We start from the raw sequence: 26,583 nt of genomic DNA on the forward strand, positions 1-26,583 counted from the left end.
CCAAAACCCATCAAAATAAGTTTAGCGGATGTTTGACAACCCGGGGGGAATCCATGTAGCCGCATTAAGGTGTGAGCGGCGCTTGGCTATACTTGAGCGAAGCGAAACTGCCAAGCGTTGCGAATCACTCCTAAATGCTTTGTTATTTGAAAACTCCAAATAGTTCGTCTTGTTTTTTCATTTGCAACTCAAGTTCTTCCTCTGTTATGTCAGGTAGAGAATCAAACCATTGGCTAACTGATGCAATATTTGGGTCACTATCTATAAGCGTCTTTATGAGGGCGTTAAATCTATCTGGAATTAGGCTAATAAGCCTATCAGATTGAAAAGAATTATAAAAACCAGACATTGGAGCGTTAAGACCAAACTTACGTTCCAAATCAAACCCAACCAATAGTACTGGGTTGCTCAGCGCAACCATTAAAGCCACTAGCTCTACGGTTTTTACATAGTAAGAAAGGCTTAGACTGCATGCTTTTTTGTCAAAATGAGGAATACTGACCCCTGAAATAAAAGAGTATCGAGGTGATATTTCGCTTGAGCTATTCTTTACCCCTTTAACATGAATTACATCGCATAGTTCCCAATAGTGTCCCAATAATGACTCGGTCCATGATATTTCCCCATCACAACTACTATATTGACAAGCGTCTTCAATAACCTTCAACGCACGCTTAAAGTTTGGAGTAGACCGATCAGACTCCATCCACTCCTTTGCCTTCTCTTTCTCGACATTATCTAAAACGAAAAAGCTACCAGTAACTACAAGTTCAATAGCTCTTCTCAGGGAGTCAAACGCATTTTTGTAGTTTCCCTCAAAAATTACCGTTAAGCACGAATCCAATTCATGAGCCGCTTCAATCCAAGGGAAAGTGCCTACTTTTTGTAAATGATCAACCCTTGCTGATGGGGCTTCCATTAGTTCATATTTACAAAACAGCTCCGCACGCTCCAGTTTTTCAAGATGTTGATACTCACCATAAATATACTCTGATGTCTCAGACAAAACGACTTCAACACTAGATTTCAACAAATCTCGCCTCGCTTTAAATCTTTCTTGTGGTAGTTCAAATGGATTCAAACTTTTCCCCTTTCACATAACGCTAAGCTAAGTGGCTAACAAACCTGCCACCTAACCCAATTTGAACGCCTTAATCACAAAACCAAACCAAACTGAAAATGCCGAGCGTTTGTTAGTCCGTCTTAAGCGTTTTGTTAGTTTGCCACCGCGACAAACCAAAGGTTTAGCGCCAAGGTGCTGAATTGACTACCAAACTACTGGCTTTGAACGGAGATGTAAAATTGAAAACTACGAATATCAAATTCATACAACAAAACGGGCTTGGCTAAGAAGCGACATGCGCCAGACAACCACAGTTTGAAGGATTAGAGCTGACAAAGGATTCGTTCGATGAACTTAACAGCCAAGTGCGACAAAGCCAGTTAAGAACAACTTAGCCGCAACGAAAAAGAAGCCGCGCAAAAGAACGTAGCGAAAAAGTTAGAACCCGTAAACGACTAACCCACAACAAACACTTCCCACATAGTGCCACCGGAAAGTTCGTGAGATTAGAAAACGAACAGGTGTATAGCTAGAACGCAAAACCCAGCTTTTAGACCAAAACGCTTTTCTGCCCTTTGCAAACTAACAGCTATTAGACCGAAAAATTCTGCATTTAAATACAGAATCATTCTATCTAGTTTCATATGTACAACAATTTACCACGATTAATCACAGCATTTCAGTGACTTAAAACATAGATAGGCTCATTGAATGATAAAGTGCAGACTATTTCCAAATAGTATGATTTTAGAGAAAACCCTCCCGCTCTGTATGTAATCACAGCACCCCTGCGCATACCCCAAACACAAAAAAGCCTGCCATCTATGCGAACATAAATGGCAGGCTTTATACGTTAGTTAAGCTTGTGAGTAGCTAGCTTACGCAGCTTCGAATGCGAGGGCTTTCTTTTCTACTTGGCGGAAGATCAGCGTTAGTATGCCGTTTACTGCTAAGTAGAATGCGCCAGCAATGCCAAACACAGTGAGTGTGTCGTAGGTTTGGCCGTTGATACGCTGAGCGTAGCCCATCAAATCCATGATGGTGATGGTGCTTGCCAGTGACGTGCCTTTGAAGACTAGAATCACTTCGTTCGAGTAAGCTGGAACGGCGCGGCGTAGAGCGTATGGCAGTAACACTTTAAGCGTTGCTACCTTATCCATACCAAGTGCGCGACAAGCTTCCCACTGCCCTGCTGGAATGGCGTTGAATGCGCCTCTGAACAGTAGCGTGCTGTATGCGGCAGTGTTCAAAGCTAATGCTAACATTGCACAGAACCAAGGTTGGCTTAACCAAGTCCACATGAAGCTTTCACGAATCCAATCGAACTGACCCGGGCCGTAATACACCAAGAAGATCTGGACCAATAATGGTGTGCCGGTGAACAGCGTAATGATGCCACGAGTTAACCAGTGAATCGCCGGTATTCTTAGGATTAGCGTTACCGTCATCAGCAGTGACAAGATACAACCAACCAGCAATGAAGCGCCTGTAAGTTGAAGACTGGTCACTAAGCCTTCAAGCATTTGAGAGAGGTATTGTTGATTCATGCCATTGCCCCTTTGTTACCCAAACCTTGAATAGAGAACTTACCATCAATCACTTTGACCAATCTTTGGGTGATTAAAGTGATGACCAAGTAGATTGCTGCTGCTGTCGCGTACCAAGTAAATGCTTCGTGCGTTGCAGCGGATGTTAGTTGTGCTTGTTTCAGCAAATCTGTTACGCCAATTAGCGAAACTAACGCGGTGTCTTTCAATAACACTAACCATTGGTTGGTTAACCCTGGTAGTGCGTGTCTTACCGCTTGAGGTAACACGATACGAAAGAATGCACGAGACTGAGAAATACCAAGCGCGCTTGCTGCTTCTCTCTGCCCTTTGCTTACTGCTTTTAATGCACCACGCAAGGTTTGCGAAGCGTAAGAAGCAAAGATAAGTGACAGTGCAACAACACCAGATAAGAACGGGCTCACTTCTATGAAATCGCCAGTGATCATGAACAGAACTTGTGTCGAACCAAAGTAGATAAACAGTACGACCAGAATTTCTGGTAAACCACGAACAATCGTCACAAATGCAGTCGTTGGCCATTTGATTGCGATACGGCGAGACATCTCACCACTTGCAAACAAAACTGCTAGAACCAATCCAACCAATAGGCTTACGAACGCAAGCTGAACAGTCATCCAGCTTGCTTCGACGAGCCCTAAAGAGTAACCCGTTAATTCCATAAATTACTTACCGAAGTACTTGTTGAAGATCTTGTCGTATTCGCCGTTTGCTTTTACTGCTGCAAGTGCAACGTTAAGCTGGTCTACAAGTTCTTGGTTGCTCTTGTTTACTGCGATACCAAAGCCGTTACCGAAGTACTCTTGGTTTGTTACTTGGTCGCCAACGTACGTTAGGTTGTCTTCTTTCTTGAACCATTCTGCTACAACGGCTGTGTCACCGAATACAGAATCGATACGACCGTTCTTCATGTCGATGAATGCATCTTGGTAGCTTGAGTAAGGTACCGCTGTTACGCCAGTCATTTGCTCAAGTAGGAAGCTCTGGTGAGTAGAACCGTTTTGAACGCCAACACGCTTACCTTCTAGTGCTGCTTGGTCTGCTACTTTGCCTTCAAAAGAGATGAATGCTGCAGAGTTATCGTAGTAAGCGTTAGAGAAGTTCACTTGTTGAAGACGTGCTTCAGTGATGTCCATTGCTGAGATAGCGGCATCGTACCGTTTGAATTTAAGTGCAGGGATCAAGCTATCGAATGCTTGGTTGTGGAAAGTACATGTCGCTTTCATCTCTTCACAAAGTGCGTTTGCTAGGTCTACGTCAAAACCTTGGATTTGGTTGTTCTCATCCATGTATTCGAATGGTGCGTAAGTTGCTTCCATTGCGAATTTGATTTCTTCTTGAGCTGCTGCGTTGAAAGAAGCAAGGCCGATAAGTGAAGCTAGTAGAATCTTTTTCATTTTGTTACTCCGAATACTGTGTAATAGCAGCCTGTGGCCATTCTTATAATTTGATTGTTTTAATTGATGTTGTGTTTAGCTAAATCTAGTGAGTCAACTTTCTTTTAATAAGAGACTTACTTAATGAGTCAAATATTCAGCAAACTCAGGTGTCTGCGGATTAACGAATGAATCGCTGGTGCCGTGTTCGACGATGTACCCTTTCTCTAGGTACAGAACGTGGCTAGCAATCTTCTTCGCGAAATCGACTTCATGCGTCACGACCACTTGGGTAATGCCCGTTCCGCTCAATTCTTTAATAATGCTCACGACTTGGTTGGTGATCTCAGGATCAAGCGCCGCTGTTGGTTCATCAAACAACAACACATCCGGTTTCATCATCAGCGCACGTGCAATCGCAACACGCTGTTGTTGACCGCCAGACAGTTGAAGTGGCCAAGCGTCTGCTTTGTCGGCAAGTTGAAGTGTCTTTAGGACTTCTTGAGCTTGCTTAATCGCTTCTTGCTTATCCAAACCTGCAACTTTGGTTGGTGCTTCAATCAAGTTTTCCATCACCGTCATGTGTGGCCATAAGTTGTATTGCTGGAACACCATGCCGACTTTACGACGAAGTTTAAGCCCCTGCTTCTCTTGGATTTGGCTTGAAAAGTCGAATTGCTCGTTCGCAATGTCTAATTCGCCGTTGTCCGCGATTTCTAGCAGGTTCAATACACGCAGTAATGAACTCTTGCCCGCGCCGCTTGGGCCAAGCAATACCAAGGTTTCGCCACTCTCACAGTCGAAACTGATGTCGTGAAGAACTTGGGTATCACCGTATGATTTGTTGATGCTCTTTACTTGAATACTCATGCCACAATACTGCATTAATTGTCATTTGTTGGTTATTCTATTCAATCCGAGGTTTTATGCAAGAAAAATGTATAAAAAACTACTTTGTTGAATTTTTGTAACAAATATTGCACAAAAAACAGTCGCTATAACTGGTCTTGCAACCAAAGCTCGCAAGCCATTGATAAAGCTAATATCGAGATAAAAAGCAAACGTTTTGCTATCAATTTATAAATCATCGCATGGTTGCTTGTTTATGTGTGCACTCTCCTATCACCGCTTGTTTACTTGCATAAAAATTAGGGTTAAATAGCTTGGTTTCCTATCCAACTGACTGGTTAAGAATGCTTAGTTTTCCTTTAAGGTCGTTTCGAATTATTCACTTAGTGATGAGGAAATATTGGAAATTGAGTTTCCTGGGGAGCGTCAAAGCGCAATAAATGCTTTAATGGGTTCTATTCTCAACAACAATGACTTCCCAGCGAACAACGCAGTGCAGGCAATAAGTCATAAACCATAAGCAATTAGCCATAAGCAACAAGCCATCTATTTTTAAAGCGACAACACATTAAGGCAGTCATATGCAAAACGATGTCTCTTCTACGCTCGACTCAACTCAGCGATCGACTCAACAAGCGCCAGAACCTAAACCTGAGAAAAAAAGCCTCAGTATTTTGTTTGAGCTGAGTAAATTCATTCAGCCTTATAAAGGTCGTGTTATTGCTGCGTTGATCGCGTTGATCTTCACAGCGAGCTTAACCCTCTCAGTCGGACACGGTATTCGTCTTCTCATCGACCAAGGTTTTAGCCAACAATCACTCTCAGATTTAGGCAGCGCGATTCAGTTCATCATGGTCGTGGTCGTGTTGATCTCGATTGGTACTTTCTTCCGCTTCTACTTGGTTTCTTCTGTTGGGGAGCGCGTGAGTGCAGACATTCGCTTATCGGTTTTCAATCATGTCGTGACACTGCATCCGAGTTACTTCGAAACCAATGGCAGTGGCGACATCATGTCGCGAATCACTACGGATACTACTCTGCTTCAAAGCATCATAGGTTCATCGTTCTCAATGGCGATGCGCAGCGCGTTGATGTGTATTGGTGCGATCATCATGCTGTTTGCAACCAATATTAAGCTGACGTTGATTGTATTGGCCTCGGTGCCGTTTATCTTGATTCCGATTCTTGTCTACGGGCGTCGTGTGAGAGCCCTATCTCGCCAAAGCCAAGATTCGATGTCTGATGTGGGTTCTTATGCAGGTGAAGCGATTGAGCACATTAAAACGGTGCAAAGCTATAGCCGCGAAGAGCAAGAGAAAGCGTCATTCGCGGTAGAAGTAGAAAAGGCTTATGAGATTGGCCGCCAGCGAGTAAAACAACGCGCGATTCTTATCTCTGGCGTTATCGTGATTGTATTCAGTGCTATCGCAGGCATGCTTTGGGTTGGCGGCAGTGATGTCATCAACGGCACCATGTCGGCGGGTGATTTAGCGGCGTTTGTGTTTTACGCAATCATGGTTGCTTCGTCATTAGGTACGATTTCAGAAGTGATGGGCGAACTGCAACGCGCGGCAGGTGCGACCGAGCGATTAATCGAGATCCTACAAGTTGAAAGCCATATTGTTGCGCCAGTTGCGAATCCAACTTCGCTTGCTAACGTAACGCCAGAAGTCGCATTTGATGATGTGACCTTCTGTTACCCATCAAGACCGGACCAGCCCGCAACAAGCAACCTCACGCTAACTGCGCATGAAGGTAAAGTATTGGCATTGGTTGGCCCATCTGGCGCAGGTAAAACCACCCTGTTCGAACTGCTGCAACGTTTCTACGACCCGCAAGTGGGTAAAGTCACCTTAGGCGGTGTTGAACTGAATCAGTTTGATCCTAACGAGCTAAGAAAGCAGATGGCATTGGTGCCGCAGCAACCTGCTCTGTTCAGTAACGATGTGTTCCATAACATTCGCTACGGCAACCCGCAGGCAACGGACGAGCAAGTTATCGAGGCAGCGAAGAAAGCCCACGCGCATGAGTTTATTCAAAACCTACCTGATGGCTACAACAGCTTTCTTGGTGAGCGTGGTGTAAGGCTTTCTGGTGGACAGAGACAACGTATTGCCATCGCACGTGCCATCTTGAAAGATCCAAACATTCTATTGTTGGATGAAGCAACCAGCGCACTAGACAGCGAAAGTGAGCATCACGTCCAACAAGCGTTAGAAGAGTTAATGCGCGGCAGAACGACGATTATTATCGCCCATCGATTATCAACAATTAAACACGCCGACCAAATTGCGGTGCTCGATAAAGGACAGCTAGTAGACATCGGCGACCACCAGTCTCTCATCAATAGCTGCGAATTGTACCAACGCTTGGTTGAGCTGCAATTCAAACACCTTAGTGCGTAATCATTGAGTGGATGTGCAACTAAGTCACTGACATAGTGTGGTTTCAAGCTTCAAAAACTTAAATCACACGTGTTGCAGTTTTGTTAATTTAGCGGTAGGGTTTTTATTCCAATAACAACTTATTCCGATGAAGGATAAGTAAATAACGTTAATTACACAGATAAGAATAAGAGAGTTCGCATGGAAGCACTATTATCTGACTACCCGGTAGTAACAGAAATCCCAGTCGCTTGGGGAGAAATGGACGCACTCAATCACGTTAACAACGCTGTATATTTTCGCTATTTCGAAACCGCTCGCTTAGATTTTTTCAAGCACGTTGAGCTGATGGAAGAGATGGCGATTACCAAAGTTGGCCCTGTTCTTGGTGACACTTACTGTAAGTATTTCCGCCCAGTCACGTATCCAGATACCTTGATGGTCGGCTCACGTGTTACCGATATTCAAGATGACCGATTCACCATGGAATACGCGATTGTCAGTAAGGCTCAACAGAAACTAACGACCGTTGGCACTGCGACTATCGTGATGTTTGATTTTGCTTCGAACCAAAAAGCCCTGCTCTCGCTGCGCTTAACCAATGAAATCGAAAAGATGAACACGTTGAAAAGCCCATGCTTCAAACAAGAAACAGTGACGGAATAACGTATTCGCTGATTGATAAAGACTCAGAAAGTCTCAGACATTAAAAAGGCCACTCGATTGAGTGGCCTTTTGTTTATGGGTTCAGAGTGCTTATCAGCGGTTAAGACTTATAGACCTTGGAAACTCTTTGCGTTAGAAGCTATAAACCTTGAACCCTATAAACCTTGTACGCTATAGACCTTGAACGTATTGAGCATTAGTTCGAACTTCAACCATCTGCTCTAGGTTCTGTTGTGAACCTTCAACGCCGTTCAGTAGCGCTTCGAAATGCTTGATAAGCTCGACTTTGTCTTTCACTTCTTTAGAACCTGCACCGATGTTGGTTAGGTCAATGAAGAACTCGTCGAACAAACCAGAGAAGTCAGTTACTGCATCATGGTTCAAGAACTGCTCGTGGTTATAAATGCTTGGGTAGCCACCCTTCTGTTTATCAACCGCAAAAGAGATGCCTTTCACGTTGGTGATCGTGGTCGCTTTCTCACACTTCAACATACAACCCGCTTCAATGCTTGGCTTGTTACAACCTACCGTTCTTTGGAAGAAACACTGACGGCTAGTCATCATCAAGATTGGGTGGTAAATGCTGTAGAACAGTTTGAAGTTCTCTGGGCGACGAATATGACGAATCTGACCTTTGTTGATCTCGTTCGAAATGAATGCGCCGGCACAGTTCAGCTCTTCTTTCAGAGTAACCAGTGCGTGAGAGTTGGTTGTGTTCATGAACGGGCCTGCAACCCACTCAATTCCCATCTCGTAAGCTTTGTAAGCAATACCCGTGTTGTTGGTCACGATGCGAGCTGGCTTGATCTCTTCAAGAATACGAACCGCTTCGTCGTAATCTTTACCGATCAATACCGCTGGGAACCAAGGAATCAAACGTGGGTTTGCTGCCAAGATGTCGATGTACTTGTTACAACGCTTCTTGAAGCTTTCTGGAAGTTTGAAGTAAACATCCGCGTCAGTCACGTCACACAGGTGTAAGTCTGCTACATCGGCGATAAGCATCGACATAGTCGGCTTCTCGTTCACTTTAGCGTGCTGAGGCAGTGCTGGCACTTCAACGTGCTTAATCACTTCCACAGAGCCGTTCAGAATGAAGTCGATCTCGTCTTTCAGGTCTGAAACTTCTTTTAGAGGAATCAACAAGCCTGCATCCACTTCACTGAAGTCGTGGCTTTCTAGCGTGTGAACCGCGCTCTTCACGTTTTTGAATCGCTTCTCAAGTAGCTCTTGAGTGATCGCCTTCTCTTCAACCGCTTTCAATAGCGATTTAGATTGAAGAGTAAAGTTCTCTTTAGGCGTATTCACTGTCACCGTAAATGGTTGACCCACTTTTGCGCTGAACGACTGTGCTACTGGCGTCTTGCGAATATCAAGGAACTCGATCTTTTCACGCATTTCGTTACCAAGAACGTCTTTCGCTTGGTGAAGTTCGTTGGTCACTTCTTGAATTTGTACGACTGAGATTTCGTTGTTCTGCTCCGTCGCTTTCTCAACAGCGTAGTTCATGCTGTTGTCGCGCGGGTTATCGATGAACATGTCTTTCGTTAGGTTACCCTTTAGGAAAGAGTTGGTGAAATCACGGTTGAATACTTTGTGCAGGTTCGAATCGTCTTCGATCAACAAACCACTTTCTACAAAGCTATCAATCTGTTTACGCCATGTGTCTACCACGGTGTAAACGTAGTGTGCGCCTTTAATACGGCCTTCTACTTTCAATGAGTCGACTTTCGCGTCAACCAATTCAGGTAGGTCGTAGTAAGCTGAGTTATCTTTCAGGTTAAGTGGGAACTTGTTGCCCGCGTTGGTGATTTCGTATTCATCACGACACGCTTGGCTACAACGACCACGGTTACCTGAGTTACCCACACTTACTGAGCTTGAGTAACATTGACCTGAGAATGCGATACACAGAGCGCCGTGTACGAACACTTCGGTTAATACATCGTGATCGTGTGCCACTTCCGTCAGCATCTTGATTTCAGGCAGGTTCAACTCACGAGACAAGTTAACGCGCGTTGCGCCAATCTTAGATAAGAATTTAATCTGGCCTTCGTTATGCGTTGTTAACTGGGTCGACGCGTGAACGTCTAATGATGGGAAATGCTTCTTAACCAGGTTGAATAAACCCAAGTCTTGAACAATGATGCCATCCACTTTGGTGTTCACAAGCTGGTTCAGCAGTTTGGTGATGCTCTTAGTCTCGTGCTCCAGTAGCACAACGTTAAGAGTCAGGAACACTTCACAGCCGTATTCATGAGCAAGGCGAATCACACCATTCAATTCGTCTAACGATAGGTTAGAGGCTCTGTTACGAGCGTTGAATGTGTCTAAACCACAATAAACTGCATTAGCACCCGCTACGATGGCGGCTTTTATCGCTTCTACATCGCCACCTGGGGCTAATAACTCAATTTTTCTGCTCATTTTTGAAGTCGCTCACTTACTTATAATTTTTAAGCCGCGTATTCTACCCACATCACGATCTCTTTACCACCGTACAACACTTTTCAAACTAAATGACCTCAATAATGCCGAACGAATCCGATCTACCTATCCTTTATTCTTTACGCCGTTGCCCTTATGCAATGCGCGGACGAATGGGCATCGCACTATCACAACAAAAAGTGTTACTTCGAGAAATCGTTACCAAAGACAAGCCTAGCGAACTATTGGCCAGTTCGCCAAAAGGAACAGTCCCTGTATTGGTGTTACCCAATGGACAAGTCATTGAACAGAGCTTGGATGTGATGAACTGGGCACTTCAACAAAACGATCCTCAAGATCTTCTGCGTTCAAGAAATCCAACGCTTAGCGAACAAGTTCAGCAGCTCATTAAAACCAACGACGAAGAATTTATTGGTCACTTAGAAAAGTATCGTGCATCTGTTCGTTACCGAAACATCGATGTTGAACAACGCCGACAAGCCTGTGAAACGTTCATTCGTCAGCTGGAAGCGCGACTCACCGATCAGCCCTACTTTTTTGGAGAAACCCCAAGCTTGGCCGATTTTGCGGTGATGCCTTTTGTCAGCCAGTTTGTGCGAGTCGAAAAGAAGTGGTTTGTGAAATCGGAATACCAAAACGTTGGACGTTGGTTAAGAGCGCACCTTGAAAGTAAGCTCTACACCCAAGTAATGAAGCAATACCCTCTGTGGAATGAAACCAAGCAAGATTGTCTTTTTGGATAAAAAGACACACGCAAATCATATTAAGTAACAGTCTCGACTAATGCCTCACAAGCCATTAGTCGAGACTGCAAACTACTGCTATCAAGCTTAATCTGCACATAAATCAAACTTACCTCCACTCGTTACCATCAACACGTCTAGTTCTATCTATTTAAAGTATATAAAAAACTTAAACATTCATGGTTGACAACAATACGCCATTCCATAACAATAAAGATACAGTCAGCCATACGGATAGGTTGAAGTATTTAATTACAGTAACGTCTACTGGCTATGGATAGCTGCTTAGTTACTCAGGTATCACCATGACTAATTTAAAACCTGTTGCAGGGATCGCTCTTGTTACTTTATCTCTATTTGGATGCGGAAGTGACGATAGCCAGTCACCACTACCTGCCGATCCTCTACCTATTCCTGCTCTACCAACAAACGGTCAAGTCTCCGCAGATCAACTAAAAGACTCTGCAGTTCTAGTCGACGGCTATCAACAAATTACAATCAACAGTGATTCAAAGTTGACACTGCAATTAGATTCCAATGAAACGTTTTCGCTAGATTCTAATGAAAAACTAGTCGTTGATGGCCACTTACGAATTACCTCAAACTAATAGGCGTTAAAATGAACATTAAAACAATTGTTGCATTAACTTTAATTTTCCCATCACTAGCTTACGCTCAGACTGATGCTATTTTAGACGTTGCAGGTGAAATTCAAATTAACGGCCAAACGGTTATAAATAATCAAGGTCAATTTGTTGGTGGTGAAGTATTTAAGAAGTCAGATTTTTACATGCTTGGTGAATATCATTATCACAGTAATGAATTTGACACTGTTAAAGATAGTGTAGTTATCGCCGAACCTGGGCTGTGGAGTGAGGAGATCACCACAGTTTCAACGCAAGTTAGAACAGAACAGGAAGGGGAGATTAAAAACCCAAATTACGTACCAGGCTTTTATGATGAAGAGCGCACCCCTGAAGAATATGAGCAATGTGACTTGGTGCAGTGTTACAGTGAATATATTTGGAGCGATAAAGAAGTCGAGAATATTTATGTTACTACCAATATTTCAACATGGAAAAACATTGAAACAGATGGTATTTCTAATATGCAAGGCTCTTGGTCGAATGTCGAAACTAAAAATGGTGAGCCGCACTACGAGTACTCTGGGCAAAACACCTACAAAGCAGAATATGTAGAACTAGTCGGCAACAACAATGATAACTACCGCTTAGGAACTTCCAGCCCAGGTTACCTTAACAAATACACGAGCATTGGCGGCGATAGAGCCGTCGGTGAGGTTTGGTTTGAAGGTAATGACTTTGCTTACACAACCAAAATTGACGCTATCGAGCTGAATGGCATTGAATACAATAACTGTCTGTCAGAGAGCGACGGTGAAGAAATTGTTTGTCAAGGTATTGGCATTGTTCAACATGAATATTATGGCACTCTTGTGAGTCACATCAGCGCTGAACAAATCACAGCAGCAAACGCTGTTAAGCCATCGAAGCCAATGATAATGAAAAAGTAGTTTTTACCCATTCATAAATAAGTTTTAAGCCAATAGTTAACTATTGGCTTCTTTACTTTCTAGCGAATCGCTATCGAAATCTCTACAGCCGTTTCACCTTTGTAAAACTCAAAATCAGTTGTGTAAGTTCTCATATGTGGGCAGTCAGCAGCGTTGAAATACGCCCATACTTCACCCCATAGGTCGATCACAGCTTGTGGTAATTCACCTTCAGCAGAAAACGTTAAGTACTTACCTGCCTCTATTTCGGTTTCTACAAGCGAATCTAAATTCTGATCCGTAAGTGCATTAGTACACGCGATAACATCAAACTCACCCGTAAAGTCAGACTCGTAGTTGGTGTAGACACCATACACTTTTGAATCCGGTGTTAATTTTGGAAACGCTTGGTCAAAAAAGCCCTGCCACAATTGCCCGATCTTGGCTGTTGCTGGGTCCATCTCATCGGTATTGGTGGTTCTTACTGAAAAACCATACGCCTTCACGGCTTCAATCATTTCTACTTTCATTCGTTTTATTCCTAAGCCAATCGACGCGTAACTCTAGTAAATTTTTAAATAATCTTAACTAATCTTGTATCTCTTTATGACCACATTTTTCACAGACAAGGTGACGAGAAAACTCATCCATTGACGCGATAAACGGACCAAGGAACCAACCTTTTATCACGCCTGCCCAAAACTCGCTGCGCTTTTGATTAGGCTTATCTGCAAACGCACTCTTCTTTCGAACCAATATAACGACATGCTGTGTCTCTTCTCGGCACGCCGTGCAATAGCGTTGCTCTATCGTGTTATTCATTTGACAACCTATGACACTTTAAATGAAACATGCTGAAAGTGAGGGTTGTCGACACAGACATCCAATGTCGCTATTTGAGTTAATACGACAAGTTGTTGCTCGCCTTGAATACTGACTTTAATGCACTCTTCACGGCTGTCATTGCGCTGGGTATCTAACCCGACACATTCAATCTGCTCGCCAGACTTCAGCGTTAACTTGATTGGGTATCGGTGCATACACACAATCTCAATATAATCGTAATCGTTGCAACTAATCATAATCCCCCTCCAATTCATCCACCACGCTAATGCGACATGCCATACTATGCAATATGCATATAATCAATCGTTTACCTAAATCACATTGATGGTCGTCAGTAACTAAACCTACTTTCGAATTCGGCTTAATCAGGCTTTCTCATTCACGTTTCTTCGACTCACACCTGATTATTCTTTCATTGTTAAATAATAATCGAGAACAAAACAATGAAAAACATCAACCATTTACACGTGTTAGCTTTCTTAGGTTTAGTCGCTTCAATGATGGCGTTTAATGCGAGTGCAGCCTCAGAAGTCGATGCGAGTCACTTCGCCAATGGCAAAACCAAATATCGACAGCTTTGTCAGGTGTGTCATGGCGACAAAGGTCACGGAGACGGGCCTACTGCCGCTTCATTACCACACAAGCCAGCTAACATCGCGAATAAACTGAGCGGCTTTTTTGCCAGTCCAAGTTCTTTAGCAGATGACATTTTAGAAGGCGATGTAGAGCAAGGCATGCCAGCGTGGCAAGGTATGATCACCAAGCAAGATGCTCTGGATATTCTGACGTACGTAGAGCTAATCCAATAGTAAACGCTGTTCCAATCGCCTTTTGAACAGATATCTCGGTTAATACTCCCCCGTTCTATTGCGCTATCTATTTGATTGATTACACTCAATTTAATGGATAGTGAATAATACGGAATGTTATGACCTTTAAACCCCTAGCACTAAGTAGCCTGATACTTGTTTCTACGACGACACACGCCGTCAGCTTTATCGATGAAATTGATGGCCAACTCGATATGGGAGAATACCTCGCAGAAAATGCCTACGGTTTTCTTCCTGTTCCCATTCTCATTACAGAGCCTGCGGTAGGATACGGTGGTGGCTTCACCGGTATCTTCATGCACGAATCTGAAGAGCAAAAAAACACGCGTAAACAACTCGCCGAAAAATCCATCGATGGCGGCGCGCAACTTCTCACCCCTGCAATCACTGCGGTTGGCGGCTTTGCCACAGAGAATGGCACTTGGATGGCGTTTGTTGGTCACAAGCGCAGCTGGAAGGAAGATTCAATACGCTACCTTGGTGGTTTGGGTTATGGCGATATCAACATGACCTTCTATCGACAAAGCTCTCCGAACGCCTTGGCTCCACTTGAACCAAACGAAGGGGTTGAGCTAGGGCTAAAAGGCATGGGCGGGATACAGAAACTCCAATTTAGAGTGCCAGACACCCAATGGTTACTTGGGTTTTCTCAACAATTCTTCGCTCCCACTCTTTCACTCAATAATCACCCTAAAGCGCAAGAGATCTTAAACAACATCGGAAACACGTCACCGACCTCTTCCGGTTTGGGTCTAATTGCGGAATACGACAGCAAGAACAGCTTCTTGAATCCGACGCAAGGCTACAACTATGTCGCGGAATACCTTTGGTTCGGTGATGCGATTGGCAGTGATTACACCTATCAAACGTTCAATTTAGAAGGGCTGAATTATTGGGAGTTAAACAAGGAGTGGAACCTAGCGTTGCGAGGACAGTACAAATCACTGTCGACCAATGAACGAGTGCTTTCTCCTCAATATTACCCAGACATTGAACTCAGAGGTATCGCCCGCAATCGCTATCAAGGTGAACACACGGTCGCGGCAGAAGTTCAAGTAAGCAAACAGTGGACACCACGTTGGTCAACTGCCGTGTTTACGGGGATTGGCTATGCGGGCGACAGCGATAAAGACATGTTTGATCAAAGCTCACACGCGGCTTACGGCGTCGGTTTCCGTTACCTTATCGCAAGACGCTATGGTCTGATTTCAGGGATTGATATTGCGTTCAGTGAAGAAGATACCGCCCTCTACTTCCAAGTCGGTGCGGGTATCTAATTCATTACGCTGTGCTTACCCGATAAACCAAAGTGATAAACCAAAGCGGCAACGATGAGACAAAGCGTTCTAGGAACAGTAATTACTTGAGCGCTTTCCAGTATTGGTAAAGCCCATCGATATCTGAAGAACACATCAACGACATCGCGCCTTTGATCTGTTCTTCGCTCCACTCCCACCATTTCATTTCTAGCAACTGAGCGATTTCAGTCTCATTGAAACGAAAACGGATGTGACGCGCAGGGTTTGAACCGACAATCGAGTATGGCGCGACGTCTTTAGTCACAACCGCTCGACTTGCGATGATGGCTCCGTCACCGACCTTAACACCACTCATGATCATGGCTTCTGTGCCAATCCACACATCGTTACCAATCACGGTATCACCAGAGCGTTCAAAGCCGTCTATCGCACCTTCAAACTTCTCATCGTCTTGGTAGAAGAACGGGAAGGTACTCACCCACTGATTTTGGTGGCCTTGGTTGCCCGCCATCATAAACACGGCGCCAGAACCAATCGAACAATAGCTGCCGATGATCAGCTTATCGATGTCGGTTCTATCCGGTAATAGGTAACGCGCACAGTCATCAAAGCTGTGGTTATGGTAGTAACCCGAGTAATAGCTGTGCTCGCCCACGATGATGTTTGGGTTGGTCACTTGCTCTTTGAGTGGCTTTCCAACAAACGGACTTTCAAAATAGTTTTTCATGTTTGTACTCTTAGTTTCGTTCTTTTAGTTAGGTACTTTTGTTGCGTGTTTATGGTTTTAACTTGTTTATCTTAGTGTAAAGGCAAACGTGCCCTATCGACCGCCCGCAATATCAATAAACGAGCCGGTGACATACGAAGCTTCGTCTGATAATAACCATGCGATAGAGTTAGCCACTTCTTCTGGTGTGCCGCCTCGTTGTAACGGCAGTTGCGAAGCTAGTCTGTCTACGCGATCTGGCTCTCCGCCGTCTGCGTGCATCTCAGTATAAATACAGCCTGGCCTTACGCCATTCACTCGGATATTGCGTGAAGCCAATTCAAGCGATAAGCCTTTGGTCAGTGAATCCATCGCACCTTTGGATGCTGCGTAATCCACATACTCAAACGGTGCGCCTGTGCGAGAAGCGGCAGACGATACATTCACAATCGAACCCGCGCCACCAGCTTGTTTGATAAAGGCTTTACTGCACAGAAAGCAGCTTGATACGTTGGACTTCATCACCTTTTCAAAGCGATCCAATTCGATGTCAACTAATGGTGACTGAGTAAACAAAATCCCGGCATTATTGACCAAATGAGTGACTGGACCTAGCTTGTTACGAGCAATCTCGAACAAGGATTTCACATCCGATTCAACAGACACATCCGCCCGAACACTGATAGCGGTTCCGCCTTGTTCGCGAATCTCGTTCACTAGATCTTCAGCTCGCGACTCATTGTGTATAAAGTTAACGCATACGGCATAGCCTTTACTGGCCAATAATTTAGAGGTCGCTGCGCCAATACCTCGGCTTCCACCCGTTACAATCACTACCTTGCTCAATGAAACCTCCTAATGTTTACTTATTCTGTGCAACCTGATTACTCGATACGACCTAGTTGTTCGTGACAAACTGATTGTATCGATACAAACTAATTGTTCGATACGATCTGAACCCACTGCGATCGCCACGCCGGCGCTTCGAATGGGTCTGGCCAAAACTCAGTTTGCTTTTGAATTAAACCTTCAACGACCGTGTGAAAGGTGATCACTCGGCCTTTCAACACACTGTCAGTGACCGAAACGTCCGTTACTACGGTATCACCTTCACAGACAATTGAATTGAGCGTGAACTCCCAAACACCATTCGCTGGGTATTCAGAGTTAATTGCAGTGAAGTTATCTCGCCCTACTGTCAGTTCAGACGACTGAGGCCAGTAACCTTGAAAATCTTCGGCTAGCCATTCACTTGCCTTTGCAAAATCATTGGTGCGCATTGCATCCCAAAATCCTAATACCACTTGTTTTGGTGTCATTATTCTTCCTTAAAGTCATTTACGTGTGGTGATTTTTAAACGTCGGCTTCGTTATATGTACGTTAGCTTTCTATGCGAACTTAACTTTCTATGCGTACTTGCTAATGATCGTTAAAAGATCATCGACACTGTTAGCAATGTAGTCCGGCTTGGTTTGCCAATTTTCAGGTTCCGATCGGCTATAACCTGCGGCTACGGCAATCACTTTTGCATTGTTACCCAGCGCGGCTTCAATATTGCGAGCAAACTGTGTGTCAGCTTCATGGTCACCGATATACATCAAACAAAGCTCGTTGGTATGATCAACGCCAAATATGTTCTCGACACATTTCACACCACCAAATGGATGTGGTTTTTGGTTACCGTTCGAGACATCGTCATAACCCACGACCGATTTAAACAAATCGCCAATGCCATAACTGTCGAGCACACCACGAATATTCAATTGAGAGTTTTGAGAGCAGATCCCATGTGGAAGATGAGCAAACTGATTAACCACGGTTTCCATTCCTTCAAACAAGGCAACAGCTGTTTGGTTTTTCTCTTGATGCTCTGCCCACATTCCACCAGCGATCAACATTTCGTCATGGGATAAACCGTAATAGTCGACATATAAGGCTTGCCAGTTTTTAGCCCCGTGGTTGGCTTCATGATAAAGCGCTTCGCTGAGCAAATATTTAGGTAAGTTGTCGCCTGACAAGTGTGGCGCGACTAAAGAGATAATGTCTTTTGTGATTGCGATATTCTTTGGAACGGAATTGACTAAGGTTCCATCGTAATCCCACAGGATGGCATCTAACTTCATGGTGTATCTCGTTGTTTAAATTAACGATTTCAATTTATCACTTGAAGCCCTGTTGAGGGAAACCTTATTGTCTTGAATTTGAAAATTAGCCCAATCCGAACAAAGCTAGAGCGCAAACCGCTACTAGCAAACAAAAACCAAACTGCGTTTGCTCACATCACTGCTTTATCAATTGCAATATATGCGTATAATCCCCGCTCCATTGCGCTATCGCCATTAAAAATAGCGCCATTCAACATTTTTAATGAGTACCCAATGTCGAAACTATTTTTCAAAGGCCGTATCGAAACAAGACAGAACCACGTTCTTGCTGGCTACAACGTAAACCGCGATGTAAAAGCGGGTACTGAAGAATCTCCAATCGCAGTAATGGTTCAAACTGAAGCGCGCAAAGCAGAAGTTGAAGCACTAGCCGCTGAAAATACTATCTTCGTTACTGTTACAGTCGACGCAGACAAAGAAGAGAACACCATCGAGCTTGATACTCTACTGAACAAGCCAAAAACGATGACGTTTGAAAAGACCCCTAACCGTAACGATCCATGTTCTTGCGGCAGCGGTAAGAAATACAAGAAGTGTTGCGCATAAACGCTTTGACTTGAAGAATTTAAAAACGGACCGGTAGCAATATCGGTCCGTTTTTTTATACGCTAAGGAAGCTTATTCAGCGTAAGACAAACTGAAGCCACTAAACTTGGCGAAATTAGGCGTCGCCTTACTGCCACTGAACGTATAAAGCATCACACCCTGTTCACTGCCTACTAACGAATCAAACGTGATCACTTCCTGCCATTGTTGTTTTTCTAAAGGGCGGAAATGAGCGCTGACTTTTCCGCCTTGCTTGACGAGCTTAACCGACACACTAGATTCACTAAACAACAGACGTTCCTTGATTTGTGGCTGACCATTTTGTTCTACAACGAACACCAATGAACGCTCGCCCATGAACATCTCTTTGCTCACTTTAATGTAGTTGTCGTTATCCCAGTAAATACCTAAGCCAGCTTGTTCAAATGCTCGGTTTGGATCTAATTGAACCGTCACTTCTGTGCTGTAATCCGAGCTAGATACTCGATGAACGAAGATATTATCAACACCAGCTGAACCCGCACCAAAGATATTGCCCTCTTGCACTTGCATCGTCAGCACGCCGTTTTCCAAAGACCAATGTTCAGGATTTTCATTTCTGATTTGCCAGTTAACGAGGTTATTCATGTTATTAGTCCTTGCTGCTAGATCATGCGTTGACGGAGTTGATAAAACACATTGTCGAGTTCATCAGCGTTTTGCTTTTGAATGCGATTAAGCTCTCTTTGTACAGAATCGTACATAAGTTGGTTATCCATGTCTTTCAATGCGGCGTAGTAATGAATGCGACGTCCCAAGATAAAGTTATTCTGGTCATTGTCACTCATCATATTGAAACGGTCTATTGTCGCTAAGAACTTCGCTTTATCCTGTGGCAACTGCCCGTTCAGTTCCATCAACAAATTAATACCGTGATAGTTACCATAGTTGCCCGTCACGCTGTTTAGTTTACTGATCAGTTGATATTGTTCTTCAAGCATTTCACGTTCGCTAAGTGGCGTGAACTCTCCATTCTGCACCAGTTCATCCAGTTCGGTTCCAGACTTCACAGCAAGCGACAGAATGCGTATTTCATCTGGGTTGATTTGGTTAAGTAAGGCCGCCGTTTCTTCAACATGCTGCGCCGAATATTCTTTACCACCCAAGCCAAGGATAATGAAGGTCATCATCTTCATACCGGCTTGCTTCGCGTACTCGGTCGATTTCAAAATAGACTTCGGCGTAATGCCTTTTTTCATCAGTTTCAGAACATCAATAGACCCCGACTCCATACCGCAATAAAGCATGTTGAGTCCTGCATCACAGATGGCTTTCATCTCTTCAGGCGACTTCTTAGTCATGCTTTGCGCTCGTCCATAAGAGCTGATCTGCTTTAACTCTGGGAAGGCTTGTTTGAGTGTATTCAACACATCCAACAAGTCTTCGGTATCCATAGTGAACGAATCACCGTCTTGCAGAAAACAGGTCTCAAACTTACGGTTCTTATAGAACGCTTTCGCAGCCCAAATATCTTTCTTAATCTCTTCAACGGGACGAATTGCAAACTCCATCCCCTCAAACAGCGTACAGAATTTACATTTGTTCCAAGGACAACCTTGGGTGGTACGAATCAATAAGCTATCCGCTTCTGAAGGTGGACGAATAGGCCCTTGTTGGAACTGATACTGTGTCATTTGAATACCCAATAATTAACTATTCGCATAGGTTACTGGAAGTTCATTCAATGAAAAACACGGTACAATTTGAATTATTATCAAATAAAAACGGATAATGGAAACAGAAGAATGTTGAAGTATTAAGTAGATTAAAGGCTAATCAAGGTTGTCTGGTGTACGTAAATTGGTTCCACACTTTGTACATTTATAGTCACCAGTTCCACCACTCGAAGATAGCGACGATAAAATCATTCCAAGCAACCCTGGCTTCTTTTCATGTTTTGGCGCTTTTTCGGCTTGGTTACTGAACATAGTGTACTTGTGCAGTGTCAGTTCCTTACAGTTACTGCAGAACGCTCTCGTCTTCTCACTTCCATACATAATATCTATCGCCTTAACTCAAAGCACAAACTAAACATATGGCAAATATGCCACACGTAGAGTTAAATCTAAATATTTTCATGAAGTTATGAGTAAGTCATATCGCTTAAAGCAACGTGTTAGAGCGATTATCCGACTAGCTTTTCGTATAAGAAATCAATCAACACACGAACACGACGGGCTTTTTGTGTATTGCGATGGAAATACAAATAGAGCCCTACATTATCACTCCAACAATGTTCAAGAATCGGTACTAGCTCACCAGACTGAAACTCTTTCTCCACCATAGGCGTTAGTAAGCGACCTATCCCAAGCCCTTTTTTTGCCGCATCCACCATAATGTCCGTATCGTTCACCGTCATCGCCGTTTCTACGTTTACATGAACCGTATTTCCGTTATCCATCAGTGGCAATAAAGCGAGTTTGTTAGACGTAATGAATCGATATTGAATCAACTTGTGTTGTGACAGTTCTTCGATACTTTGGGGCGCACCATGCATCTCTACATAACTCGGTGACGTAAACAGCGCTTCTTTTAGCCTTGGAGTGATTGGCTTAGCTATCATGCCCTCTTCGACTTTGTCTCCAAAACGGATCCCCAAATCAATGCCGTTTTTCAATATATCAACGGTCGCATCAGAGATAGAGATCTCGAGTTGAATCTCAGGGTAGCGTAAACAGAATTCCGCATAGATAGGCTCTATCCACTGTTTATAAGCAAAGCGCGGGACCGTGATGGATACATGACCAGATGGGTTGCGGCTTAGATCGGCAACACTCTCCATTGCGGTACTCAAATCACTGATCGCATCCACCGTTCTTGTATACAACGTTCTACCAGCTTCTGTCAGTTCAACTCTTCTTGTTGTGCGAATAAACAAAGGCAATCCAAGTTCGCTTTCAAGCGCCTTCAGAGACTGACTCACCGACGGTGGTGCGACTCCAAGCTGCCTTGCTGCACCAGAGATTGAGCCTTCACTCACAATCGCATGGAACATCGTCAGTTGACTGTATGTTGCACCTTTCATTGCTTCTTACCCATCATTTCAATCGCTACTTTCACTTGTCACAGTATTATTAGCTTCAGCCTAATAGTTATTTAAGGATTAGTCATCTAAAACTAACAAAAGAATGAGCTTATGATTGCTCCATCAATTAAGCGAACGAGACAGCAATCATGAGTAAAACCCTTGTTATTTCAGGTCACCCTAACCTTGCCGAGTCATACACGAATACGCTAATCATCGACACTTTAGAAACACAGATGGCAGACGTTTCAATTCGACGCTTGGATACACTTTACCCAGACTACAAAATTGATGTTGAAGCAGAACAAGCAGCATTGATTGAAGCGGATGTGATCGTGTTGCAGTTCCCGTTCTACTGGTACTCTGCGCCAGCATTACTAAAGAAATGGTTAGACGATGTGATGACCTTTAACTTTGCGTACGGGCCAGAAGGTAACAAACTCAAAGGGAAAGATTTGTTCCTCTCTTTTACCATCGGCGGACCGAAAGAGTCCTACGATCCACTGAGCTATAACCACTTTACGATTGAACAGCTTATGTTTCCCCTACAGCAGACGGCGTATCTTGCGGGCATGAACTACCGCCCACCGGTATACACGCACGGTATGGTTTACATCCCTAACGTATATAACAAGTTAGAAGACGTACAAGCAAGAGCTAAACAACATGCTTCGCGTCTAATGGATGAGGTTCGTAAGGTCACTCATTCCGACGAGGAACTTGTTCGTAAGTTCGTCACTAATTGGTTCGAGCAGTTAGACACGCTACCAACACAAGAATCGATGTTTACTCAATCGTTGTCATCTAACGTTGTATTCAATATGCCTGAAGGACAATTTGTTGGTCACGCTGGGTTTAAAGATTGGTATGCAATCGCTCGCTCCACCTTCAAACCAAACTGTTCTCATGGTATCGAACAACTGGAGATCAAACCTATTGGTTCGCAGTATCAAGTTAGCCTGCATGTTCGACTAAAAGCAGACACCTTCCCTGATTCTTCAATGAAAGGCGAGTCAATTGAGTTGGTAGTAAACGAAACCTGGTTGGTCTCTGTTGATGATACTAACAATGTCAAAATTCATGAATATGAAGTGGTTGGATTGTCGTAGCTTTAAAAAGCCAAAAGCCTAATAAAGCGATGAGGAGAGCAAGTTCGTTTCAACTGCTCTCCTCACCTTTGGATCTTTGCGTATTAGTCTAAGTACCTAGATACTTATCTACGTAATTACTTAGTTACTTAACTGGCAACTTAGTGACCAAGCTATTTAGCTTTCGCTTTCTTTTTCGCCACTGTCGCTTCTGATAGCTTACTTAGTACACCCGATACTTTCTTAACTACCTCGTCACAGCCATTGATCGCGTGACGCTCTACCAAGTAATTAGGATCGTTGTAAGACAACCATACTTTCTTGTTAGAGTCTTCAGTGACTAACACCTTCTGCGGTAAATCTATCGCGACTTCTTGAGCACATTGCATTAATGGCGTCCCTACTTTCGGGTTACCAAAGATGATGACTTCCGTTGGTCTCAATTCAAGATCGACCTTACTCGCATTTTTCTGATGGTCGATTCTCGCAAACAAGGTCAAACCTTTGCTCTTGGCGATTTCTTCAAAGCGGTCAGCGGTCTCTTTCACTGAGTAATTACTTTGGTATTTAATCAAACCATCAGAAGCCGCAGCTGAAAATGATGCCGAGAGTAAAATGGCGCATAGTGGTAGTAATTTTTTCATCGTCACCTCAGAGATTTAACCTAGTCAAACTTACATTCATAGCGCCACTTCTAAAATCAGCGACGTAACCCATGTCAGTATAGACGCGTTTCCATTCTCAGTTTGCAGAGAGGATCACTTTTCCAATGCGTCTTATTATCATCAATTTAGGTTAACTCGACGCTAACCATTGGCTTTGAAGCTTGAATGTCTGGTCATCAAAATCAATAGTACCTTGCACACCTAGTGGAGTGACTAGCATGGGATGGGTGTGGCAACTGTCGAAGCCATACAGGATCGGGACATTTTTACTGTTCAGCACTTCAAGAAGTACATCGAGTGGTGTTCGCCCTGTCCCTTTGTCATCAAACAGTTCATGTTTGCCAAGCACAAGCGCACCTACTTTATCAAATACTCCGCAAGCCAATAAGTGTGCGAATGAACGCTCGACCGCTTCAATGCCTTTTAGCGAATCTTCAATAAGCAGAATATCGCCAGACTGAATTTCTGGCATGTATTCGCTGCCCCAAATCCCCGCCATCGTACTCAGATTGCCACCAATCACGCGACCGCTTACTTGACCTCTTCCCATGAAATGCCATTCGTTATTGTAAACTGGCTTTGCCGAATCTTGAGTTTCCCAATCGTGTTTAATGTCCGTCCAACTCTCAGGCATCGTGTACTGATGTTGGCTTGAATCCGAACATAAGATGTCAGTAAACGATTGGAAGGTTTCGTCGACTAACGGAGGGAACTCACCAAATGACGCAACAAGTGCAGGGCCATAAAAAGTCACCAATCCAGTTTTGGCGTAGATGCCTAACAGTAATGCTGTGGCATCTGAATAGCCGACGATGATCTTAGGGTCGTTTCTAAGGGCGTCATAATCGATGTATGGCAACAGTGAGTTGCTGTTGTTACCACCAATGGTCGACATAATGCAGCGCACGTCAGGATCTCGAATGAGCTGATTGAGTTCTTCGGTTCGCGCTTGAATGGAACCAGAACGATACCCTTCTGATTCTCCAGTTAACGAACCTTCAACCAGAATGAAGCCCTGCTTTTCCAAATAACGTTTAGCACGAGCAAATCGATTAGGTGCAAAGACAGTTGCGGGCGATGACGGTGAGAAAAATCCGATTTTGTCACCGATATTTAAAGCTTTTGGGTATATCACTCGTTTGTCCTCCATAACAAAGTTGGAATAATACGCCTGATTGAAACTCACTAATTCTTAAAGCGAGTTGATTTCGGGATTAGCGCTCAAAAATTAAGGTTGAATCAAATTTTCATACCCAATTAATGCCACGATTTAGTCCCACATTTCTCACACTGGTATTCGTAATCACTGTCGACATAAAAACCGGGAACATTATGGTCACCTCTAAACAATAATGTCATCAGGTACTCCATCAACACGCCTAACTTCCATTGTTTCTTTTCAGATTCAGCGTCCGCTTTAGATTGAGCATCGGAAGCGTTAACAGCAAGGTGCGGGGTAAGTGCGTTGCACTGCTCACAGTGGTAAGGGTGTTTAATATACTTATTATCAAGCATTTATATAAGCCAACTAACATTTATAAAGTTGACACATGCTAACAAGTTATCAGTCGGTTCTCGAACTTATTGTTGTCCATTATAGTTATATTAGAAAGAAATGAGACACTAGATAAGTGCCATGTATCTTGAATCTACTTTAGTTGGCATTGCGGGAGTTTGATAGCAGGACAAAATTTAGTTAAGCGCTTTAATTAGAACCGAGTATTTCCACAGGTTTGCTTCATCTTCTCCAAGCTCTATACTTACTTCTCCACCCTCTTTATCAAGAATAAAAACCGGCATATCACCGCTAGACTCACCATCTTCATAATCGCATGACATTTTGGCCTCTAATAGAATAGCGTTAGCTTCATGCTTAGAAAGAACACCCGAATAAATGCATTCTTCAGTTTGAGAAGAGACTTCCTGCCCGAAAGAGTGGAACTTAAAGGTTGGAAAGTTGAGTTTTGATTCAGAATCCTCGACAGTGACTGACACTTGGTAATCGATAGCTTCAATATTGTTATCGGTTGCAAATACACAACCGGAAACGCCAAGTAACAATACAGCTAAGGCAGTGGTTTTCATGTGGTTCTTACTCCTTCAACAATGAGCTTGCTACTCTTGAGTAACATTATGAATTCACAAGTTTAATTTAAACGTTGTTAGGTTGAAACTTGTTTGCCATTCCTTGGCAAGATGGTTAACTTTTACTTTAATAGCCTTTTGTCCGCAGCACCTTCAAGTTGCACTTCTAGTTCTTGCCATAGAGCACGACTGCCTTTAGAAATACGCTCGCCATTGAAGGTCAGGACTTTGTCTTTGGATATGTTGTGCTTCTTCCAACTGTGACCATCGCCATGAATGTTATGAAGCAAAGGCGGCACTCTATCGATCGCCTTACCAAATCGAGCTTCCGGTGACTCACCGGCTTCGAATTCAAGCCATAAATCCAAATACTCGCTTCTTGAATGGCTCGGTAATGATTTCAGCAAACGCTCGACGCAGTTTCTCTCTTTGAGTTTGTTTTCTTCGGTTTCACTGGCATAAATGATGGTGTCTCCCGCATCGATTTCCCCAAGATCATGAATCAGCAGCATCTTCATTACTCGGGTAATATCGATTTCTTCATTGGCATAGTCTTTCAACATAAGTGCGCTCAAACAGACGTGCCAACTGTGCTCTGCCGAGTTTTCATATCGGTCCAATCCAACTGGTTTTGTTTGTCGATGAACATCCTTTAATTGTTCAATTTCGACCATAAATTGGAGAATGCCTTTGATTTCTTCCACGATGAGCTTCCTTA

The 26,583-nt window shown here is 43.6% G+C and carries 31 protein-coding genes; 9 read left to right on the plus strand and 22 right to left on the minus strand.

Features of this window, described 5'->3' with window-relative positions:
- Positions 1 to 142: 142 nt before the first annotated feature.
- From MSG36_RS11295 to artP, 5 genes are all read right to left on the minus strand, one after another.
- On the minus strand, positions 143 to 1,081 hold the full coding sequence (locus tag MSG36_RS11295; protein WP_248367865.1) for a hypothetical protein: 939 nt from the start codon (positions 1,079 to 1,081) through the stop codon (positions 143 to 145).
- Between the two features lie 860 nt (positions 1,082 to 1,941).
- Positions 1,942 to 2,610: an arginine ABC transporter permease ArtM gene (gene artM / locus MSG36_RS11300; RefSeq protein ID WP_017061823.1), complete on the minus strand. Its 669-nt coding sequence runs from the start codon at positions 2,608 to 2,610 to the stop codon at positions 1,942 to 1,944.
- Positions 2,607 to 3,293: an arginine ABC transporter permease ArtQ gene (gene artQ / locus MSG36_RS11305; protein WP_017061822.1), complete on the minus strand. Its 687-nt coding sequence runs from the start codon at positions 3,291 to 3,293 to the stop codon at positions 2,607 to 2,609. The genes artM and artQ overlap by 4 nt, the downstream gene beginning before the upstream one ends.
- A gap of 3 nt (positions 3,294 to 3,296) precedes the next feature.
- The gene (locus tag MSG36_RS11310) at positions 3,297 to 4,028 is read right to left on the minus strand and encodes a lysine/arginine/ornithine ABC transporter substrate-binding protein (RefSeq protein WP_016795731.1); all 732 of its coding nucleotides are present in this window, start codon (positions 4,026 to 4,028) and stop codon (positions 3,297 to 3,299) included.
- Between the two features lie 120 nt (positions 4,029 to 4,148).
- Positions 4,149 to 4,877 (minus strand): arginine ABC transporter ATP-binding protein ArtP, encoded by a 729-nt coding sequence (gene artP / locus MSG36_RS11315; protein ID WP_032545343.1) that lies wholly within the window; start codon positions 4,875 to 4,877, stop codon positions 4,149 to 4,151.
- Positions 4,878 to 5,437: 560 nt separating this feature from the next.
- Between artP and MSG36_RS11320 the strand changes: the two genes are divergently transcribed.
- Complete coding sequence (locus tag MSG36_RS11320) at positions 5,438 to 7,261, plus strand: ABC transporter ATP-binding protein/permease (protein WP_048615839.1); 1,824 nt, start codon at positions 5,438 to 5,440, stop codon at positions 7,259 to 7,261.
- Between the two features lie 180 nt (positions 7,262 to 7,441).
- The gene (locus MSG36_RS11325) at positions 7,442 to 7,906 is read left to right on the plus strand and encodes an acyl-CoA thioesterase (RefSeq protein WP_017063915.1); all 465 of its coding nucleotides are present in this window, start codon (positions 7,442 to 7,444) and stop codon (positions 7,904 to 7,906) included.
- 171 nt (positions 7,907 to 8,077) lie between these two features.
- Here MSG36_RS11325 and MSG36_RS11330 read toward each other — a convergent pair whose 3' ends face one another.
- Entirely contained in the window at positions 8,078 to 10,333 is a 2,256-nt protein-coding gene (locus MSG36_RS11330) for a peptidase U32 family protein (RefSeq protein ID WP_248367868.1), read from the minus strand.
- Between the two features lie 173 nt (positions 10,334 to 10,506).
- Between MSG36_RS11330 and MSG36_RS11335 the strand changes: the two genes are divergently transcribed.
- From MSG36_RS11335 to MSG36_RS11345, 3 genes are all read left to right on the plus strand, one after another.
- Entirely contained in the window at positions 10,507 to 11,097 is a 591-nt protein-coding gene (locus MSG36_RS11335; protein WP_248368319.1) for a glutathione S-transferase, read from the plus strand.
- Between the two features lie 305 nt (positions 11,098 to 11,402).
- On the plus strand, positions 11,403 to 11,705 hold the full coding sequence (locus tag MSG36_RS11340; RefSeq protein ID WP_059019739.1) for a hypothetical protein: 303 nt from the start codon (positions 11,403 to 11,405) through the stop codon (positions 11,703 to 11,705).
- 11 nt (positions 11,706 to 11,716) lie between these two features.
- The gene (locus MSG36_RS11345) at positions 11,717 to 12,631 is read left to right on the plus strand and encodes a hypothetical protein (RefSeq protein WP_248367870.1); all 915 of its coding nucleotides are present in this window, start codon (positions 11,717 to 11,719) and stop codon (positions 12,629 to 12,631) included.
- A 59-nt stretch (positions 12,632 to 12,690) separates the two neighbouring features.
- Here MSG36_RS11345 and MSG36_RS11350 read toward each other — a convergent pair whose 3' ends face one another.
- Genes MSG36_RS11350 through MSG36_RS11360 form a run of 3 tightly spaced genes read right to left on the minus strand, consistent with a single transcriptional unit; the run spans position 12,691 to position 13,692 of the window.
- Positions 12,691 to 13,140, minus strand: coding sequence for a GyrI-like domain-containing protein (locus MSG36_RS11350; protein ID WP_248367873.1), 450 nt, complete (start codon positions 13,138 to 13,140; stop codon positions 12,691 to 12,693).
- 58 nt (positions 13,141 to 13,198) lie between these two features.
- Entirely contained in the window at positions 13,199 to 13,432 is a 234-nt protein-coding gene (locus MSG36_RS11355; protein WP_050052510.1) for a hypothetical protein, read from the minus strand.
- A gap of 8 nt (positions 13,433 to 13,440) precedes the next feature.
- Complete coding sequence (locus MSG36_RS11360; protein ID WP_248367875.1) at positions 13,441 to 13,692, minus strand: Rho-binding antiterminator; 252 nt, start codon at positions 13,690 to 13,692, stop codon at positions 13,441 to 13,443.
- Between the two features lie 207 nt (positions 13,693 to 13,899).
- On the opposite strand from MSG36_RS11360, the gene MSG36_RS11365 reads away from it, so the two are divergent.
- Both MSG36_RS11365 and MSG36_RS11370 read left to right on the plus strand, forming a co-directional pair.
- Complete coding sequence (locus tag MSG36_RS11365) at positions 13,900 to 14,265, plus strand: cytochrome c (protein ID WP_248367878.1); 366 nt, start codon at positions 13,900 to 13,902, stop codon at positions 14,263 to 14,265.
- 119 nt (positions 14,266 to 14,384) lie between these two features.
- A complete protein-coding gene (locus MSG36_RS11370) occupies positions 14,385 to 15,563 on the plus strand; it encodes a BamA/TamA family outer membrane protein (RefSeq protein WP_050648989.1) in 1,179 nt (392 codons plus the stop codon).
- A gap of 82 nt (positions 15,564 to 15,645) precedes the next feature.
- Here MSG36_RS11370 and catB read toward each other — a convergent pair whose 3' ends face one another.
- The 4 genes from catB to MSG36_RS11390 all read right to left on the minus strand — a co-directional run bounded on the left by catB (position 15,646) and on the right by MSG36_RS11390 (position 18,375).
- A complete protein-coding gene (gene catB / locus MSG36_RS11375; protein ID WP_248367880.1) occupies positions 15,646 to 16,272 on the minus strand; it encodes a type B chloramphenicol O-acetyltransferase in 627 nt (208 codons plus the stop codon).
- A 93-nt stretch (positions 16,273 to 16,365) separates the two neighbouring features.
- Entirely contained in the window at positions 16,366 to 17,097 is a 732-nt protein-coding gene (locus MSG36_RS11380) for a glucose 1-dehydrogenase (protein WP_248367882.1), read from the minus strand.
- 89 nt (positions 17,098 to 17,186) lie between these two features.
- Positions 17,187 to 17,570, minus strand: a complete 384-nt coding sequence (locus tag MSG36_RS11385) for a nuclear transport factor 2 family protein (protein ID WP_248367883.1) — start codon at positions 17,568 to 17,570, stop codon at positions 17,187 to 17,189.
- 88 nt (positions 17,571 to 17,658) lie between these two features.
- A complete protein-coding gene (locus MSG36_RS11390; protein WP_248367884.1) occupies positions 17,659 to 18,375 on the minus strand; it encodes an HAD family hydrolase in 717 nt (238 codons plus the stop codon).
- Positions 18,376 to 18,630: 255 nt separating this feature from the next.
- On the opposite strand from MSG36_RS11390, the gene MSG36_RS11395 reads away from it, so the two are divergent.
- A complete protein-coding gene (locus MSG36_RS11395) occupies positions 18,631 to 18,963 on the plus strand; it encodes a PBPRA1643 family SWIM/SEC-C metal-binding motif protein (protein WP_017068336.1) in 333 nt (110 codons plus the stop codon).
- Between the two features lie 72 nt (positions 18,964 to 19,035).
- Here MSG36_RS11395 and MSG36_RS11400 read toward each other — a convergent pair whose 3' ends face one another.
- From MSG36_RS11400 to MSG36_RS11415, 4 genes are all read right to left on the minus strand, one after another.
- A complete protein-coding gene (locus tag MSG36_RS11400) occupies positions 19,036 to 19,590 on the minus strand; it encodes a DUF1349 domain-containing protein (RefSeq protein WP_248367885.1) in 555 nt (184 codons plus the stop codon).
- Between the two features lie 17 nt (positions 19,591 to 19,607).
- Entirely contained in the window at positions 19,608 to 20,636 is a 1,029-nt protein-coding gene (locus MSG36_RS11405) for a radical SAM protein (RefSeq protein WP_050646670.1), read from the minus strand.
- A gap of 138 nt (positions 20,637 to 20,774) precedes the next feature.
- Positions 20,775 to 20,999: a hypothetical protein gene (locus tag MSG36_RS11410; RefSeq protein WP_050621382.1), complete on the minus strand. Its 225-nt coding sequence runs from the start codon at positions 20,997 to 20,999 to the stop codon at positions 20,775 to 20,777.
- 128 nt (positions 21,000 to 21,127) lie between these two features.
- Positions 21,128 to 22,027 (minus strand): LysR family transcriptional regulator, encoded by a 900-nt coding sequence (locus tag MSG36_RS11415; RefSeq protein WP_086969932.1) that lies wholly within the window; start codon positions 22,025 to 22,027, stop codon positions 21,128 to 21,130.
- Positions 22,028 to 22,176: 149 nt separating this feature from the next.
- Between MSG36_RS11415 and MSG36_RS11420 the strand changes: the two genes are divergently transcribed.
- Positions 22,177 to 23,136, plus strand: coding sequence for an NAD(P)H-dependent oxidoreductase (locus MSG36_RS11420; protein ID WP_248367888.1), 960 nt, complete (start codon positions 22,177 to 22,179; stop codon positions 23,134 to 23,136).
- 152 nt (positions 23,137 to 23,288) lie between these two features.
- Here the strand turns inward: MSG36_RS11420 and MSG36_RS11425 are convergent, their stop codons facing one another.
- From MSG36_RS11425 to MSG36_RS11445, 5 genes are all read right to left on the minus strand, one after another.
- Positions 23,289 to 23,759, minus strand: a complete 471-nt coding sequence (locus tag MSG36_RS11425; RefSeq protein ID WP_048611159.1) for a DUF302 domain-containing protein — start codon at positions 23,757 to 23,759, stop codon at positions 23,289 to 23,291.
- A gap of 151 nt (positions 23,760 to 23,910) precedes the next feature.
- Complete coding sequence (locus MSG36_RS11430) at positions 23,911 to 24,915, minus strand: S66 peptidase family protein (protein WP_086969936.1); 1,005 nt, start codon at positions 24,913 to 24,915, stop codon at positions 23,911 to 23,913.
- Between the two features lie 122 nt (positions 24,916 to 25,037).
- Positions 25,038 to 25,295 (minus strand): hypothetical protein, encoded by a 258-nt coding sequence (locus MSG36_RS11435; RefSeq protein WP_019823513.1) that lies wholly within the window; start codon positions 25,293 to 25,295, stop codon positions 25,038 to 25,040.
- A 177-nt stretch (positions 25,296 to 25,472) separates the two neighbouring features.
- On the minus strand, positions 25,473 to 25,865 hold the full coding sequence (locus MSG36_RS11440) for a hypothetical protein (RefSeq protein ID WP_017104339.1): 393 nt from the start codon (positions 25,863 to 25,865) through the stop codon (positions 25,473 to 25,475).
- 122 nt (positions 25,866 to 25,987) lie between these two features.
- Positions 25,988 to 26,569: an HD domain-containing protein gene (locus MSG36_RS11445; RefSeq protein ID WP_248367890.1), complete on the minus strand. Its 582-nt coding sequence runs from the start codon at positions 26,567 to 26,569 to the stop codon at positions 25,988 to 25,990.
- Between the last annotated feature and the right edge of the window lie 14 nt (positions 26,570 to 26,583).

It is taken from the genome of Vibrio sp. 1CM8B, from assembly GCF_023161685.1.
Taxonomy (GTDB): domain Bacteria; phylum Pseudomonadota; class Gammaproteobacteria; order Enterobacterales; family Vibrionaceae; genus Vibrio; species Vibrio coralliirubri.